Source organism: Sphingomonas sorbitolis (assembly GCF_036663875.1).
Taxonomy (GTDB): domain Bacteria; phylum Pseudomonadota; class Alphaproteobacteria; order Sphingomonadales; family Sphingomonadaceae; genus Sphingomonas.
The window spans coordinates 422,602-439,859 of record NZ_JAXOJS010000004.1; the positions used below are offsets into that span (position 1 = coordinate 422,602).

Genomic DNA, 17,258 nt, shown 5'->3' on the forward strand with positions numbered 1-17,258 from the left:
GGTCAAAGCCCTTCGCCGCCAACCCATTGCGCGTTGGACAGGCGGCGCGCGAGATCCCAGCTCTGGACGCGGATATCGGGCACCGCGACGACCTCCCACAGCCCGCCGCGGGTCATCGGCCCGATACAGTGGATGCGGTCGTCGGGCGTGCCGTCAGCGCGGATCGCCCGCGACTGAGCATCGACGTCGACGCCGAGCCGCAACGGATCGGGCCGGATCGCACCGGCCGCGAGCAGATGCTTCACGAGCGGCTCCTCGGAGCGCAACAGATCGCCCTGCGGCCCCGTGCAATTGACGATCCGCGCGGCCCGCGTGACGACCGGATCGGTCTCGCCGCGCGGTCGCCACGTCAGATTTGCCTGCGCCCCGTCGGCTTCGGCGGAGACGATCTTGCCCGCTGCGAAGGTCAGTCGCCCGCTCGCGACGAGTGCCTCGACGCGATCGGCGACCGCGGGCGCGAGGCGGTGGCGGTGGACATCCCAATAGGGCCGCAGATGCCGCAGGAAACGCCCGCGCAATTCCTGCGACGCCGCCGACCACAGCATCTGCGTCACTGGCCGCAATTCGTCGACCGCAGTGCGCCAGCCGCCCTCCTCGGTCCGCGAACGAACATGGCGGACGAGGTCGGTCAGCCCGCCCTGCGGTTTATCCGAAACGCCGCGGTGCGCAGGCGCGCCATCGACATGGCGGCGCGGTGACAACCCACGACGTGACATCGCCAGGATGTGGCCAGCAAACCCCTGCGCATCGAGCAGCAGCGCCGCATCGATCGCGGTCAGCCCGGTCCCGACCAGCACGACGGTATCGTCCGCACCCAGCCCCTCGGCGAGGTTCGCAGCCCAGGGATCCGCGTAATACACGCCGGTCGGCAAAGCATCCGGCTTGAGCCCGGGCGGCGTATGCGGTGGCAGGTTGCCAAGCGCGAGCACTGCCGTATCGGCCGCGATCTTGCGTCCATCCGCCATCGTCAGCGTCACGCCGTCGCCTTCGACCGGATCGATCGCGCAGACCTCGCCTTCGACATGCACCAACCGGCCGCTCGATTCCGCGATCGCCGCGTCGAGCAGTTCGCGAAGATACGCGCCATAGGTCGTCCGCGGGACGAAAGTCTTGCGGTCGCCCTTGCCATGCGACTCCAGCCAGCGGACGAAGTGGTCGGGATCGTCCGGCAGCGCACTCATGTTGCCGGCACGGACGTTCAACAGGTGATCCGGATGCGCCGCACTATACGCGACACCGCGCGCGAGTTGCCGGTCGCGGCGCTCGATCAACGTCACGCGCGGCCCCGCGTGCCGCATCAGATTGACCGCGAACAGCGCGCCGGAGAAGCCGCCCCCGACGACCACCACATGATCCTCGGGCCCCGCGATCCGCGGCATAGTTGCTGATTGGTCCATCTGTACGCTCACCCGCAGTGTCGCGGAAGGCCATGCCCGATCGAAGCCGGCTAGCCCAGCCCCGGTGCCAAAAGGCGTGCCCAGCAATCTCCGTCATCCTGACGAAAGTCAGGATCCAGAGCCGCAAGCGTGCCGTCCGTTACCCTGGATCCTGACTTTCGTCAGGATGACGGGACTGAGAGAAACCTCTCACCCCCCGTCATGCTCGGCTTGTTCCGGCATCCACCGTTCCGCCGGATCAGCCCTTACGAGTGTGCGGAACGGTGGACCCCGGAACAGGTCCGGGGTGACGGCGATCATGACGGAGTCGTGTCCGCCTGCCTCTACCCTAAGGCCGGAACGCGCCGATGCCCGCGATCGCCATCTTCGGCTGCGTGGTCGCGACAGTGGTGAACCCCAGCATCAGGTACCGCGCCGATCGCGCCTTCGCGAAGGTGATGCGCTGTGTCGCCCGCGCATAGGCGATGTTGCCGAACTCGCCCTCGCCCGCCGGCGTCCAGGTCTTGCCGTCCTCGCTCGTCTCGACGCGGTAGCGCCCCGGCGGGCCGGCATCGGGCAACGCCTGACGGGTCGGCGTCAGGCTGAACCCGGCGACCTGCTCCGCCTTGCCCATGTCGATCATCAGCATCACCACACTCGTCGGCGTCGGCGCAGGCGTCGTCCAGACGGTCGCGAGATCGTCGTCGAGCACCGCCTCCGCACCCGGCAGCCCCGGTTTGACCACCCCGGCCAGCGACATCTCGCCCGCGAAATCCGGCTTGCCCGCCTTCATCGCCAGAGTGTGCTGGATCGCGCTGACGATCGTCCACCCGGTCTTCGAGATGATCTTGTTGCCCGTCGCCTGCGAGGCCGCGATCGCGACCGGCGGGACGCTCAGGAACAGCGACAGCTCGGTGATCGCCGGGCACGCGGGCGCCTCGACGATGCGCAACCGCACGCGCCGTGCGGTCACCGGCTCGGGCAGTCGGATGATCCGCTGCGCGCCGATGCACTCGTGCACCGCGACCTCGCGCCACGCACCCTTCGCATCCGCCACATCGATCGCGAACTTCGTCACACGCACACCGAGGTCGAGCGCCTCGCGGATCCGGATCAGATCGAACCGGCGCCCCGGCGGCAGGTCGAGCACCAGCGACGGCGTCTTCACCGCATTGGGCGTACTCCAATACGTCTCGCGATTGCCGTCGAGCACGTTGGCCGGCGCGAACCGGCTCCCGCGCGATGGACCGCTCGCCACCGCGCCCTTCGCCAGATCGGTCTTGAAGCTGCCACGCAACGCATCCCCGAACGACTTCAACGACGCGAGATCGGGCTCGGCGATCAGCCCGCGACGATCGGGCGGCAGGTTGAGCATCATGTTGGTGCCGCGCCCGACCGACTCGTCGTGGAACTGCATCAGCCGCTGCGGCGACTTCACCTGGAGGTCCTCGTCGGCATGATAGAACCAGCCGGGACGGATCGACGTGTTGGTCTCCGCCGGCCACCAGAGCGGCGCCCCGCGCACGCCCGAATTGCCCTCGGACTGGACATAGGGATGGTTCGGCATCGTCGGCCAGCAGGGATCACCCGCATGACCGTCCTCGTTGCCGACCCAGCGGATATCCGCGCCAAGCGGGTCGAAGGTGCACGCCATAGGCTGCAATTTGTGGACCAGCGCGATGATCGACGGCCAGTTGTAATATTTCGGCGCATCGATCTTCCGCGCCTCGCGCGCGCCGCCATAATAGCCGTCGCCGCCGTTCGCGCCGTCGAACCAGACTTCGAACAGCTCGCCGTAATTGGTGCAGAGATCGGTCAGCTGCGCGCGGAAATACTCGACGTACGCGGGGGTGCCATAGTCGGCGCGGTTGCGATCCCACGGCGACAGATACAGCCCGTAGGATATCCCGCCGCGCCGGCACGCGTCGCCCAGTTCGCGGACGATGTCGCCCCTGCCACCCTTGTACGGGCTGTTGCGGATGCAATGCTCGGTGAGCCTGGTCGGCCAGAGGCAAAAGCCGTCATGATGCTTAGCGGTCAGGACGAGGCCGGTCAGCCCCGCACTTTTCGCCGCCGCGACGATCTGGTCCGGGTCGAACGCGGTCGGGTCGAACAGCTTCGAATCCTCGTCGCCATAGCCCCATTCCTTGTCGGTCCAGGTGTTCAGCGTGAAGTGGACGAAGCCGTAGCGCTCGCGCTTGTGCCACGCGAGCTGGCGGACGCTCGGTGTCGCGCCCCAGGGAGCAGGCGCGCCGACTGGGGCGGCGGCGTTCGCTCGGCCTGCCGCGGCGGTAGCGAGCGTACCGGCGATCAACGCGCGGCGGTTCAGGTCTAACGTCATCGCGAAACTCCGGTGGTTGCTGGCGGCCGATCGGCAGGCGCGCGGCCAAAATCACGGTTGGGCGTCGCGCCCATCTCGAACACGAGCCGCCCGCCGCGCACGATATCGGCATGTGCGATCCAGCTCTTCGTCCAAGGCCGACCGTTCCACGTCACCGACTGCACGTAAGGCCGGTCCGCCGCATTGCCGCGCGCCTCGACGACCAGCGTCCTGCCGCCCCCGACGCGCATCTCCGCCCGGTCGAACAGCGGCGAGCCCAGCACATAGTTCGCGCTCACCGGATCGACCGGGTACAGCCCGAGCGCGCTCAGCACGAACCACGCGCTCATCTGCCCGCAATCGTCGTTGCCGATGATGCCGTCGGGATCGTCCTTGTACATCTCGGTCAGCAGCCGGCGGACCATCGCCTGCGTCTTCCAGGCGGCACCGCAATACGCATACATATACGCAACGTGATGGCTCGGCTCGTTGCCGTGCGCGTACTGGCCAACCAGCCCGCTGATATCGGGCGGCGCATCCTTCGGCAGGATCGACGACGCGTTGAACAGGTCGTCGAGCTTGGCTTCGAACTGCGCATCGCCGCCCATCGCCGCGATCAGGCCGTAGACGTCGTGCTGGTTGAGGAACGTCGCCTGCCAGCCATTGCTCTCGGTATAATCGCGCCACTTGCTCGAATGGCCGAGCGCGATCGGATCGTACGGCGTGGTCCATGTCCCGTTCGCAAGCTTCGGCCGCGCGAACCCGATCGACGCATCGAACACGTTGCGCCAGTTGCCGCTCCGCTTGCGCAACCGCGCCGCATCGGCACTCGCGCCCGCCGCATCGGCCAGATGTGCCGACGCGTAATCGTCATACGCATATTCGAGCGTGCGCGAGACCGACTCGAACACCGTGTCGGCGGGGATGTAGCCCATGGTGTCGTACGGCTTGATCCCGAGGCTGTTGTCGAGGTCGGGCATCGCGAAATCGAACGAGCGGCGCTTCACGTTCGGCCACGCCGCGGCATAGTTCGCGGGCACGCCCTTCGCGCGCGCCTCGGCCATCACCGACACCGAATGCCAGCCGATCATGCAGCCCGTCTCGACGCCCTGCAACGGCCAGACCGGCGGGCCGTACGGACTCTGCTGCGTCTGCCGGATCAGGTCGCCGACGAGCTCCGCGGTACGCTCGGGCTCGATCAGCGTGAGCAGCGGATGCAGCGCACGATACGTGTCCCACATCGAATAGGTGCTGTACGCGCGGTCCTTGCCGGTCACCGTGTGCACCTGCCGGTCGAGCCCGACATAGCGTCCGTCGACATCGGAGAAGAGCGTCGGCGCGAGCTGCGAATGGTACACCGCGCTCGCCATGATCGTGCGCTGCGCGGGTGTGCCGCCCTCGACGCGGACCGCGGCAAGCGCAGGCGCCCAAAGCTTGGTCGCCTCGGCACGGTAGCGGTCAAAATCCCAATGCCGCGCTTCGGCCGCTAGGTTCTTGCGAGCGCCGGCGACGTCGACCGCGGAGATTCCGGTGCGCATCACGATCGGCGCGGCACCGGCGTCGTCATAATGCAGCACCGCCTTGACGCGCTTGCCCGCAACGCCCTTCGCGCCCGCTGGCTGCAGGGCGTCGCCATCGCCGTAGAACACGATCCGGTCGGGTTTCCGCGAAAGCTGCATCGCGAAATGGATCCGCCGCCCCTTCGCCCAGCGGAACACGCGGCGGCTGCCGGTCAGCACGCCGGTCGCGTCGAGGTTCAGCGACGCGTCGTCGATCAGCACGCCCTGATCGGACTTGTCGAGAATCAGGTGCGACAGGTTGACGAGGATATGCCCCGCGCCCGCCGGGAAGACATGCCGCTGGATGCCGGTCCGCTCGGTCGCGGTCAGTTCCGCACGCACGCCGGACTCCAGCGTCACGCGGTAATAGCCGGGCTCGGCATGCTCGGCAGAGAAGCGCTGGCGATACCCCGCATCGGGATCGGCAAGCGTGCCCGGAATCAGCTGTACCGGCCCCCGGTTCGGCACGACCAGCACGTCGAGCATGTCGCCGATCCCGGTGCCCGACAAATGCGTATGGCTGAACCCCATGATCGACGTATCGGTGCGGTGATAGCCCGAGCACGCATCCCAGCGCTCGACGTCGGTATCGGGGCTGAGCTGCACCATCCCGAACGGCAGCGTCGCGCCCGGATAGGTGTGGCCGTGGCCGCCGGTCCCGACGAACAGATCGGACGCGGTGGTCGTGCGCGGCAAGGCGGCAAACGTCGCGCGCGCCGTCAGCGCAAGCGCGCCGCTACCGGCGAGGAGCATACGGCGGGAGATCATGCGCGGACTCCGAGAAGGGCGGGACGTTTGGCAGCGATGTCGACGACCAGTTCGCCGAACAGCCCGTTGGCCCAGGCGAACCAGGCGCGGGTAAATTTCGCGCCGTCGTCCTGGTTGAAGGATTCGTGCATGAACCCGGTGCCGCCATGCGTCGCCTTCAGCGCGGCCAGCGACCGCGCCACGGTCGCATCGTCGCCGGTCTCGAGTGCGTTCAGCGCGTGCATCACGATCGACATCGGCCAGATCTCGCGCAGGCCAGTATGCGGACTGCCGATCCCCTCCGCCGCCTTGCCGGTGAAGAAATACGCGTTGTCCTTGCTCCAGGCGCGCGCGGCGGTACGCTGCCAGAGCGGATCGTCGGCCTTCACCGCCCCTAGATACGCCAGCCCCGACAGGCTCGGCACATTGGCGTCGTCCATGAAGATCGCGTTGCCATAGCCGTCGACCTCATACGCCCAGACCGGCTGGCCATCCGCGCCCTTGGTCAGCCCATGCAACCGCAACGCCGCCTCGACTTCGTCCGCCAGCGCAGACGCATCCGCCGCCAGCGCCGCATCGGGCCGTGCGCGCGTCGCGAGTTCCGCCAGCTGGCGCAGCGCGCGAACCGCGAAGATGTTCGACGGGATCAGGAACGGGAGCACGCACGCATCGTCCGAAGGCCGGAACCCGCAATGGATCAGCCCGACCGGTCGCGACGGCGGACCATAGCCGTCGAGCGGCATGCTTTCCCCGACGATCGGCGACGAGCGGCGGAAGCGATACGGTCCCGGCCCGTCCTTGCGCTGCTGCTCGCGGAACGTCCGGATCGACGCCCGCGCACCGTCCGCCCACAGCGCATCGAACGGCGCGGTGTCGCCGGTCGCCTGCCAATACGCATGCGCGATCCACATCGGGTAGCAGAGCGAATCTATCTCCCATTTCCGCTCGCCGACGCCCGGCTTCATCACCGTGTCGTCGGTCAGCGACCAGCTCAGGTTCGTCTTCGCCAACGGATCATGCATGAATGCGTTGGCATAGGGGTCGATCAAGATGCACCGCGCTTGTCGCGCGATCAGCCCGCGGAACAGCGTCCGCAACGCCGGATCGCGCTTGGCCAGCGGGAAGTACGGATGCACTTGCGCCGAGCTGTCGCGCAGCCACATGCAGTCGATGTCGCCGGTGATGACGAACGCATCGGGCTTGCCGTCGACCGCCCCCATGAACACCGTCGTGTCGAGCGTGTTCGGGTAGCAATTCCCGAACATCCACGCGAGTTCTGGATCGGCGATCTTCGCCGAGATGCGCGCGATCTCCGCCTCGACCGCGCGACTGGTGTAGCGCCGATCGCCGAACTTCGGGCGCTTGCTGACGAACGACGGTGCGGCCGCGCGCAGCGGTCCCGCGAGCCCGAGTGCCGCAGCACCCGCGATAAGCATCCGGCGATCGATCATTTCGGCAAATCCTGCGTTCCCGTCACGGTGAAGACGGTATCGACGCCCGGCCCGTCGCCGGGCTGGCCGCCACCGATATGCAGCCGGTATTCGCCCGGTACGACACGGCGCGTTCCCGCCGCATCGACGCTGCTCATGCCGCGAGGATCGATCGTAAATGCCACGCGTGCCGTCTGCCCTGGCTTCACTGTCTGGCGCCTGAACCCGACCAGCTGGCGCTGGAGGACGGGATCGTTGAAGCGCGGCTTTACCGTGGGCTCGGGCGGCACGAGATACGCCTGCACCACCTCGTCGCCCGCAACCTTGCCGACATTGCGCACCGGTACTTCGACGGTGAAGCTCTCCCCCGCCGTAATCGTGGTGCGCGCGAGTTTGGGCGCGGCATAGGCGAACTGTGTGTAGCTCATCCCGTGTCCGAAGCCCCAGAGCGGCGTGCCGGTGAAGTAGCGATAGGTCCGCTCACGCATGTTGTAGTCGATGAACGCGGGCAGATCGCGCGTCTTCGCGTAGAACGTCACCGGCAGTCGCCCGCCCGGATTGCTCTTGCCAACCAGCGTATCGGCGATCGCCTGCCCGCCAGCTTGCCCCGGATACCAGCCGACCAGGATCGCGTCGGCATGCGCCTTCGCCCAGGTCATCGCCACCGCGCTGCCGGTCATCAGCACGACCACCAGCGGCTTGCCGGTCGCCTTGGCCGCTTCGAGCAACTTCACCTGCGCGGCCGGGAGCCCGATATCGGTCCGATCGCCGCCCGAGAACCCGGCGACCTCGATCTGCAACGCCTCGCCCTCGACCGCGGGCGACAGCCCGACGAACGCGACGATCGCATCGGCGTCCTTCGCGGCCGCAACCGCCTCCGCGACCTGGGCCTCCGCAGGCGCGGTCCAGGTCAGCCGCAGCCCCTGATCCTCGCCGCTATGCGCAAGCTCGACGCGGATCGCGTGTGGGCCGGCAGTTAGCGTCACCGCCGCCTCGACGTTCTTGCCGCTGCCATCGTCGTCGGCGACCGGCTTGCCGTCGATCCATAACCGCGCAGGATCATGCCCCTTGCAGTCGAAACACCGCGGCACGTCGAGCCGGAACACATACTCGCCCGCGGCCGGCGCGGTGATCGTACCGGTCCAGCGGACCGAGAACGCGGCCGGATCGATCCCCGGCGCGGGCGCGGTGCGGTCCCAGTCGAAGTCGATCAGCCGGTCGGCGCGCACCACCGATGTCCCGGTGAAATCGCTCGTCCGGAAATACTCGCCACGCAGCGACAGCGCGGTATCGGGTACCGGCACGGGCACGCCCTCGGCGATGCTCGACCCCTGCGCATACCGCACGCCCGCAAACGATGTGCGCAGCGCCGCCAGCGGCGTGACCGGCGCCGCGGCCGTACCGTGATAATTCGCCTCCAGCACGTCGACGCTGTCCGCATTCGGCCCGATCACCGCGATCTTCGCCGAGGGTTTCAGCGGCAGCACGCCGTTGTTCTGGACCAGCACCATCGCCTTCCGCGCCGCCTCCAGCGCCAGCGCGCGGTGCGCAGGCGTGTCGAACTCGGTCGGCTTGATCTTGTCCCACGGGCTCGTCGTCCCGAACGCCCCGCCGAGCATCCGCCGCACCGCGAACGTCCGCGTCAGGCTCGCGTCGAGCGTCGCTTCGGGCACCAGTCCCCGCCGCACCGCATCGCCGAGCGCCGCGTAGGTCTTCCCGCAGTTGAAATCCATACCAGCGGAAATCGCCGCCGCCGATCCGCTCGCAGTATCGGGGCGATAATAATGGTAGTTCGAGATATTCCCGACCGCATCGCAGTCGGACACGATCAGCCCCTTGAAGCCCCATTGCTTCCGCACCGTCTCGGTCAGCAACGGCTCCGACGCACACACCGGCACGCCGTGGATCGCGTTGTACGCGCACATCGTCGACAGCGCCTTGCCCTCGGTCAGTGCAAGCCGGAACGCCGGCAGGAACGTCGCCTCGCGGTCGTGCGGCGAGATATCGACGTCGAACCCGTCGCGCCCCGCCTCGGGACCGCTATGCGCGGCGAGGTGCTTCGGCGTGCCGATCACCTTCGGATGCGCGAGGTCGGGCCCCTGCAACCCGCCGATGAACGCGACGCCGAGCCGCCCCGTCAGATACGGGTCCTCGCCATAGGTTTCCTGCCCACGACCCCAGCGCGGATCGCGGAAGATGTTGATGTTCGGCGACCAGATCGTCAGCCCCTGATAGCGTTCGCGGTTCCCCGCCGGCAGCGCGTTGGACTTCGCGCGCGCCTCGGTCGACACGACATCGCCGACGCGCCGGAGCAGCGCCTCGTCCCACGTCGCGGCGAGGCCGATCGCCTGCGGAAACACCGTCGCCACGCCGTTGCGCGCGAGCCCGTGCAGCCCCTCGTTCCAGTAATCATACGCGGGCAGGTTCAACCGCGGGATCGCCGGTGCGACGCTCTGCAACTGCGCCGCCTTCTCGTCGAGCGTCATGCTCCGCACCGCCGGATCTACAGTTTGGGCGAGCGCTGACGACGCGAGCAACAGGCCGGGAGCGAAGGCAAGCCGGGCAAACCTGGTCGAGAGGCGCACCATCCCCCCCTCCGTCATCCTGGGCTCGACCCAGGATCCAGAGCCACGGGCGGCGGCGTCCGTAACTCTGGATCCCAGCGTTCGCTGGGATGGCGGCGGGGTGGCATGCTCGCGCACTCTCTGGGCCGACGAGGCGGTGGTGGCGTGATCGCGCATCACGACTTCACCGCCGCGACACCGGCCAGTGTTCGGACCGACAAGGCACGCCGCACCGCCGCAGCCGACGCCTTCGAAGCAACAGTCACCGTAACACTCTCCCCCGGCAACAGATCGAACGCATTGTCCGATGGCGTCGCCTCGACCTTTCCGAAATCGATCCAAACCGCGCGCGCCAGCTTGGTCGCGGTCAGCGTCAGACGATCGCCGTCCCACGTCGCGGCAAGTCCCGGATCGGGCAGCGTCATCGTCTTGGGCGCCGCCGACACCAGCACGCGCGACGTCACGCGGCCATCGACGAGCAACTCTGCCACCGCGATCGTCCGCGCTGGATCGCCGCCCGCGAACAGTGTCGCATCGGGCAGCGTCGCGACCGCCGTTGCGGACAACGGCGCCAGCGTCGTCGGCGTCTCCGTCGTCGCAAGAACCTTGCCGTCGACGTCGAGCGTCCGCAGGCGCCATTTCGCCTCGGTCGACACCGTCGCGTCCGAAATCAAGCTCACCTTGGTCGCGCCGTCCTTGCGCTCGGCGGCGATCGCCAGCGGCGCGTAGAAATGCCGAGCGCGGAATTGCAGCGCCTTCCAGCGGCCATAATAATCGATGCTGGCCCATGACGCGCCCGGCCAGACGTCGTTGATCTGCCAGAACAGCGACCCCATCGTCACCGGCCGGCACGCGCGGTGGTGCAGCGCGGCGAGTTCGATCCCCTCGGCCTGCATCACCTGGCTCAGATACACGAACTCGGCGAAGTCGTGCGGCTCGCGGTATTTCTCGCGGATGTAGAACAGCAGCCGGTCGTTGCCCTCACCCTTGAGGAACTTCTGGTGCGCCTTCATCACCGGCGAGGTCGGCGAGAAGTCGGCGTCGGTCGCAAACGTCCGGATCGTCTTCATCTCGGGCATCGACTGCAGGCCGTATTCGGACATGAACCGCGGGCAGCTGTCGAGATACGCCTCGACCGGCTTCTTGCCGCCCCAGACGTCCCAGTAATGCCGGTCGCCGTCGCCATCGATGTCGGGCTTGTCCTCGTAATTGTTGCTCGGCGAACCCGGCCAATAGACCGCATCGGGATCGCGGCGTTCGGCGGCATCGCGCAGCACGCGGTCGAAGATCACCGCCATGCCCACGCCGATCCGCTCCTGCTCGTCCGCACCGACCGCCTTCTTGAACGCGATCCGGTCGGACCAGTTCGCCCATCCGCTGAGCACTTCGTTATTGCCCGACCACAACACGATCGAGGGATGCGCCTGGAGCCGGTCGACCTGTTCCTCCGCCTCGATGCGGACGGTCTCGCGGAAGTCGCGATCGGGCGGCGTGACGGCGCCGCCGAACATGAAGTCCTGCCACACCATCAAGCCCATCTGGTCGGCGAGGTCGTAGAACGCGTCGTCGAGATAATAGCCGCCGCCCCACACGCGGATCATGTTCATGTTGGCATCGCGCGCGCCCGCCATGACGGTGCGGATCTGGCTCTCGGGAACACGTGCAGGAAACATGTCGAACGGGATCAGGTTCGCGCCCTTGGCGAACACCGGGATGCCGTTGACGACGAACGCGAAGCCCCGCCCCTGTGCGTCCTTTTCGCGACGCAGTTCGACGGTGCGCAGGCCGGTGTGGCGCTGTGCGGTATCGATCGTCGTGGTTCCGTCGGTCAGCGTCGCCTTCACGGTGTAGAGCGGTTGCGCGCCATAGCCCGCGGGGAACCAGCGCTGCGGATTGGCGACGCTCACGGGTACCGCGACATGGCTCGCACCCGCCGCGACGGTGACGGTCCGCGCCGCTTGCGTGACTTGGCCGTCGGGACCGGTGACCGCGACCTGCACCGTGACCGGACGCTCCTCGCCAGCGACCACGTCGAGTTCGGCAAACAACCGCGCTTCGGACTTGGTCAGCCCCTCCTGCGTCACGCGAAACGCCTCGATCCGCGCGTCGTCCCACGCCTCGATCCGCGCCGGCCGCCAGATCCCCTGCGTGACGATCCGGGGACCCCAGTCCCACCCATATTGATACTTCGGCTTGCGGATATAGGGCGAGGTCTGCTTGCCCATCGGCTCGTCGCCATAGATTGAATCATATTCGCCGGGCAGCGGGTTCTTCGCCTTCAGCACCATCGGCTGCAACGTCCTGATCGGCGAGCGGAACGTGATCAGCAGGTCGTTCGCCCCCGGCTTCAGCACCGCCTTGACCGGCACGCGCCAGCGCCGATGCGCATTGTCCGCCGCCAGCAGCTTGGTCCCGTTCAGCCGCACCTCGGCGAAGGTATCGAGTCCGTCGAACACCAGATCGATATGATCGCGCGCCAGCAGTTCGGGCGTCGCGCGGACGACGGTGTGATATTGCCAGTCGGTCAGCCCCACCCACTGGATCTTCGCCTCGTTCAGGCCTTCGTACGGATCCGGCACGATCTTCGCCGCCATCAGGTCGGTCTGCGCGCTGCCCGGCACGGTCGCGCGGAGCCAGCGTGCCGCCTTCGGATGCGCCTTGGCCGCAGCGGTATCAGCGGGATCGATCCGCATCGACCAGCCCTTGTCGAGCACGACGCTCGTGCGTGGTGCCGCCCAGGCGGGCGTCGCAACGATCGCGGCGAGCAGCAGAACAGCCGTACGCCGCATCACTTCTTCTCCGACAGCTGCATCGATTCGACCGCGTAGAACGGCGACTCCATCGACGCCGTGAACAACAGGCAGATGTCCGCATCGCCCTTCCCCTCGGGCAGCGTGCCGCGGAAGCTCATGCGGTTCGGGCTCGTCGCCGGGTTCGGCAGCGGGAAGGTCGCCGCGATCGTGCCCGTGCACCCGCCGGTGCGCACCACCAGTTCGCCGTACGTCGTCACCGCATAATGCCGCCGCAGCGCCTTCTCGTCATGCGCCAGCCCGTAATGCCGCGGCAACCGCGCGACATCGACGGTGAAGCTCCGCGCCACATCCAGCGGTGCGGCGGGATACATCGTGCACGTGTCGAAGATGTTGACGTTGAATACCGGCGTATTCCCCGTCGCCTCCGACGTCAGCGGCACGCGCAGCCCGATCGCGCCATCAGGGCAGGCGACCAGCTCCGAACTCGACCGCCGCAGCAGCGCGACCCGGCTCGTCTCGAACAGACGCGGTTCCGCGGTCGGACGGCCGTCGCTGGTGAAGGCCGCCGCGCGGACAGTGGTCCCCGGCCTGAGCGACAACGGCGTGGCATAGGCCTTCGATCGCGCGGTCGGCACCTTGCCGTCGAGCGTGTAGCGGATCGTGCCGTAACCCGTCTGCGTCGCCAGCGTCACCGGCACCTTGCCGCGGCGCAGCGCATCGCCGCGCGTGCCCTGGATCGCGAAGTCGACCGCGAACGCGCTGTCCGCCGCGGCGATACCGGCGCGGGCATAGCGGCCCATCTGCGGCTCGAGCCGCGCCACGAAGTTCGCGAAATCCTGCGTCGACTTCGGCGACCAGGTCCGCTCGGCCAGCGCCGACAGCCGCGGGAACGTCGCGTGCTGAAGCTGTTCGGGCGTCACGAAATACTCGCTGAACGCGTTGATCTGCGCCCCCAGCACATGCTTCGCCTTGTCGGGCGCGAGCCCCGCCGGCTCTGGCTCATATGCGTAGAGCCGGGCGAGCGGCACGATCGCATCGCCGTTCGAGATACGGCCCGGCGGCTCGTCGCTCCGCATGCTCTGCAAGCTGTCGAGATACAGGATCGGCGCCGGGCTCAGCACGACGTCATGCCCCTGGTTCGCCGCATCGACGGCCCCCTTCTCGCCGCGCCACGACATCACCGAGGCCGATGGCGGCAAGCCACCCTCGAGGATTTCGTCCCAGCCGATCAGCCGGCGGCCGTGCTTGGCGAGATACTCGCCGAGCTGGTCGATCATCCAGCTCTGCATCTGCATCTCGGTCTTCAGCCCGAGCGCCTTCATCTTGGCCTGCACCGCGGGCGAACGCTCCCACTGGTCCTTGACCGCCTCGTCGCCGCCGAGATGAATGAACTGCGACGGAAACACGTCCATCAGCTCGTCGAGCACGTGCTTGATGAAGGTCATGCTGCGATCCTCGGGGCTGAACAGCCACGGGTTCACGCCCCAGTCGTGACCGACCGCGGGCCGATCGCCGAGCACGCCGACTTCGGCCGGATACGACGCGACCGCGGCCTGCGCATGGCCGGGCAGGTCGATCTCCGGCATGATCGTGATCGCGCGCTCTTGCGCATACGCGACCAGCGCCTTGAGCTCGGCCTGCGTGTAGAACCCGCCGACCTTCTCGCCCGGCGCGCCACCCGCAGACGGCGGCGTCCGCCACGCGCCGATCCGGGTCAGGTCGGGATAACGCTTGATCTCGACGCGCCAGCCCTGATCGTCGGTCAGGTGGAGATGCAGCACGTTCATCTTCTGCGCCGCGAGCTGATCGACCATCGCGTACAAGGTCGGCATCGGCACGAAATGCCGCGCCGGATCGATCATCAGTCCGCGCCATTTGAACCGCGGCGCATCGCGGATCGTCATCGCCGCGAGCGTCACGGGCTTGCCGACCGCCGCATCGGGGCTGAGCAACTGCGCCAGCGTCATCGCGCCGTGGACGAGCCCCGCATCGCCGCTCGCTGCGATCGTCACGCCCTTCGCATCGACGGTCAGCGTGTAGGCCTCGTCACCCGCCACGCTCGCGTCGCGCACGAACCGGATCGGGCCGGTGCCGGCGTCGCTCGCGAGCGAGAGCCCGCGCACGACCTTGACCTGTTGCGCGAGCAGCTTGGCCGCGGTCTTCGCGCCTGCGTCGCTCGCGACAATCCCGGCACCTTCGCCGATCGTCAGCGTGCCGGCATGCGTCTCGCTCGACGCGGGCATCGGGATGAGCTTCGGCCCTTCGGCCACCGCCGCGGTCGAGGACATCAGCAGCGCGAGCACCAGAGGGCGGAAACGGATCATTTAGGGTCCTTCGGCAATTGCGCTGGATCGGGTGGGTAGACGGCGGAGCCGGCCTTGAACGGTTCGTACTCGCGGACGACGCCGCCGGCGCGCGCACCCTCCGCAGTGAGGATATCGACGGTCACGGTGACGGGTGTAAGACGACCGGTCCAGGCCGCGGACACCGTCGCGGTGCCGCCGGGTGCGATGACCGGAAGCGCCTGTTCGCCCTCGCCGAGCACGACGCGATCGCCGCCGATCGCCCGCCAGTGCAGCCGCGCGCCGACCAGCGGATAGGAGGGCAACGCAGCCTTCGCGGCGCCCATCACGGTGGCAGTGAAGCCGGTCGGCGTCTCGCCCGCCATCGTCAGATCGACCTTCGCGGAAACGTCGCGGTTGGCGGCTTCCCACGCGAAATAGCTCGGGCGGCGCTGGCGATCGGCATCGACGAGACCGTGATCGACATAGCCATCGGCCATGCCGGCGAAGAGGTTCTTGTTCGAGCGATAGTCCGCATAGCTCCAGAAGATCGCGCCACCGACCCAGGGCCGCGTCGCGAACGCCGCGAGTTGGTCCTTGAGGTTTTCGGTGCGCGCGACGTCCGCGCTCGCAGAATCGTGCGAGAACGGCCCCGGCCAGCCGAATTCGGAGATCACCAGCATCCGGTCCGGATACGCCTTGTCAAACGCGTCGAGCCACGGCCCGACTTTGTCCGCGGCGCCGCTCCAGGTCCCGAAATAGGCGTTGGCCATAACGAAGTCCGCCTCGACCAGGGCGGGCACGCGTACGGCACGCTCCGCGATCTGCGAATCCGCGAACGTCACGAACCGACCGGGATCGATCGCGTTGATATGCGCCTTCATCGCCTTCACGAACGCCAACCCCTGCGGCGTCGCGGCCTCGCTCTCGTTCATCACGCTCCACGCGAGCACGCTCGGATGGTTGCCGCTTTCGGCGATCATCTCGGCCATCATCGCCTTGGCACGCACCAGCAGCCGGGGATCGCCCAGTTGTGCCGCGGTCATCTGCCAGATCGGGATTTCGGGCACGAGGAGCATCCCCGCGCGGTCGGCGGCGTCGAACACGCTCTGCGGCTGCGGATAATGCACCGGCCGTGTCAGCGTCACATGCAGCGCGTTCAGATCGCGCATGTCGTGGAGGATCGTACCGCGCGTTTCGGCGGCGCCTTCCCACGGCGAATCCTCGTGCCGCGTCACCCCGGTCAGCCGCACCGCGACACCGTTGACGTAGAGTTTCCGGTCACGGAGCGCGAGCGTGCGCAGACCGACGGTGTCCTCGCGCCGGTCGAGCACCACGCCCTTCTCGTCGCGTAGTTCGGCCACGATCCGGTAGAGCTTGCCAGCACCGATCTGCCACAGTTGCGGCTTGGCGATCGTCAGCGCGGCATCCGGCATAGCGGCCGACGACGCGGCCACCGTAACCCCTGTGAAAGCCCGTGCAACCACGCGGCCGTCGGGATCGATCGCGGTCGTCGTCAGCGAATAATCATGCGGCTTGGCATCGATATTCTCGATCGCAACGCCGCTCGTGACGATCGCGCTGTCGGCCTTCAGGACCTGGCGGATACGCTGACGGCGGATCAGCCCGCCCTCGGCGATCCGCAGCGACACGTCGCGCGTGATCCCGCCGCTATGCCACCAGTCGTACCAGACGTTCCCAGAGCCAGCGAGGCGCATCGCATAGCCCGGAATCGTCGCGAACCCAGGCCGGTCGTCGGCGGCGACGACAATCCGGTTCGCGCCGGGCTTCAACACCTTCGAAACGTCGATATCGAACGCGGTATGCCCGCCCTCGTGGCTACCGACGAGCGTCCCGTTCACCCACACCCGCGCGGCGTAAAACACCGCGTCAAAATGCAATTCGAGATGCTTGCCGACGATCGCGTCGGGCACCACGAGCGTCCGCGCATACCAACCGACACCCTCCGCACCAGCGCCGCGCGACAGCGACCAGCTATGTGGGACCGCAACGCTCTCCGCGCCCGCCGGATCGGCCTTCAGCCATGCAGCCTCGGCCGGCGCGTCCTTCGCCAGCCAGAAGCTCCACCCCGCATCGAGGTCGATCCGCTCGGCCGCGGCGGGCAGAGGCACCAGCATCAGGACGGCCGAGGCGAACCCGACACCATGATGCCCGATCCGCCGCAACCCTGCCCTGATACATCCCGATATCATGCGTGCCGTCGTAC

Annotated in this window: 8 protein-coding genes; all 8 read right to left on the bottom strand. The window is 67.8% G+C overall.

Features of this window, described 5'->3' with window-relative positions:
• Positions 1–2 precede the first annotated feature (2 nt).
• The gene (locus U1763_RS14110; RefSeq protein WP_332755689.1) at positions 3–1,397 is read right to left on the bottom strand and encodes an FAD/NAD(P)-binding protein; all 1,395 of its coding nucleotides are present in this window, start codon (positions 1,395–1,397) and stop codon (positions 3–5) included.
• A 328-nt stretch (positions 1,398–1,725) separates the two neighbouring features.
• The gene (locus U1763_RS14115) at positions 1,726–3,717 is read right to left on the bottom strand and encodes an alpha-L-fucosidase (protein WP_332755690.1); all 1,992 of its coding nucleotides are present in this window, start codon (positions 3,715–3,717) and stop codon (positions 1,726–1,728) included.
• Positions 3,714–6,023, bottom strand: coding sequence for a GH92 family glycosyl hydrolase (locus tag U1763_RS14120; protein ID WP_332755691.1), 2,310 nt, complete (start codon positions 6,021–6,023; stop codon positions 3,714–3,716). Before U1763_RS14120 ends, U1763_RS14115 begins: the two co-directional genes overlap by 4 nt.
• Entirely contained in the window at positions 6,020–7,453 is a 1,434-nt protein-coding gene (locus tag U1763_RS14125; protein ID WP_332755692.1) for a glycoside hydrolase family 125 protein, read from the bottom strand. The genes U1763_RS14120 and U1763_RS14125 overlap by 4 nt, the downstream gene beginning before the upstream one ends.
• Positions 7,450–10,020, bottom strand: coding sequence for a glycoside hydrolase family 3 protein (locus tag U1763_RS14130; RefSeq protein WP_332755693.1), 2,571 nt, complete (start codon positions 10,018–10,020; stop codon positions 7,450–7,452). The genes U1763_RS14125 and U1763_RS14130 overlap by 4 nt, the downstream gene beginning before the upstream one ends.
• Before the next feature lie 152 nt (positions 10,021–10,172).
• On the bottom strand, positions 10,173–12,785 hold the full coding sequence (locus U1763_RS14135; protein WP_332755694.1) for a beta-mannosidase: 2,613 nt from the start codon (positions 12,783–12,785) through the stop codon (positions 10,173–10,175).
• A complete protein-coding gene (locus tag U1763_RS14140; RefSeq protein ID WP_332755695.1) occupies positions 12,785–15,073 on the bottom strand; it encodes a beta-N-acetylhexosaminidase in 2,289 nt (762 codons plus the stop codon). Before U1763_RS14140 ends, U1763_RS14135 begins: the two co-directional genes overlap by 1 nt.
• Positions 15,070–17,244, bottom strand: coding sequence for a glycoside hydrolase family 2 protein (locus U1763_RS14145; RefSeq protein ID WP_332755696.1), 2,175 nt, complete (start codon positions 17,242–17,244; stop codon positions 15,070–15,072). The genes U1763_RS14140 and U1763_RS14145 overlap by 4 nt, the downstream gene beginning before the upstream one ends.
• Positions 17,245–17,258 lie beyond the last annotated feature (14 nt).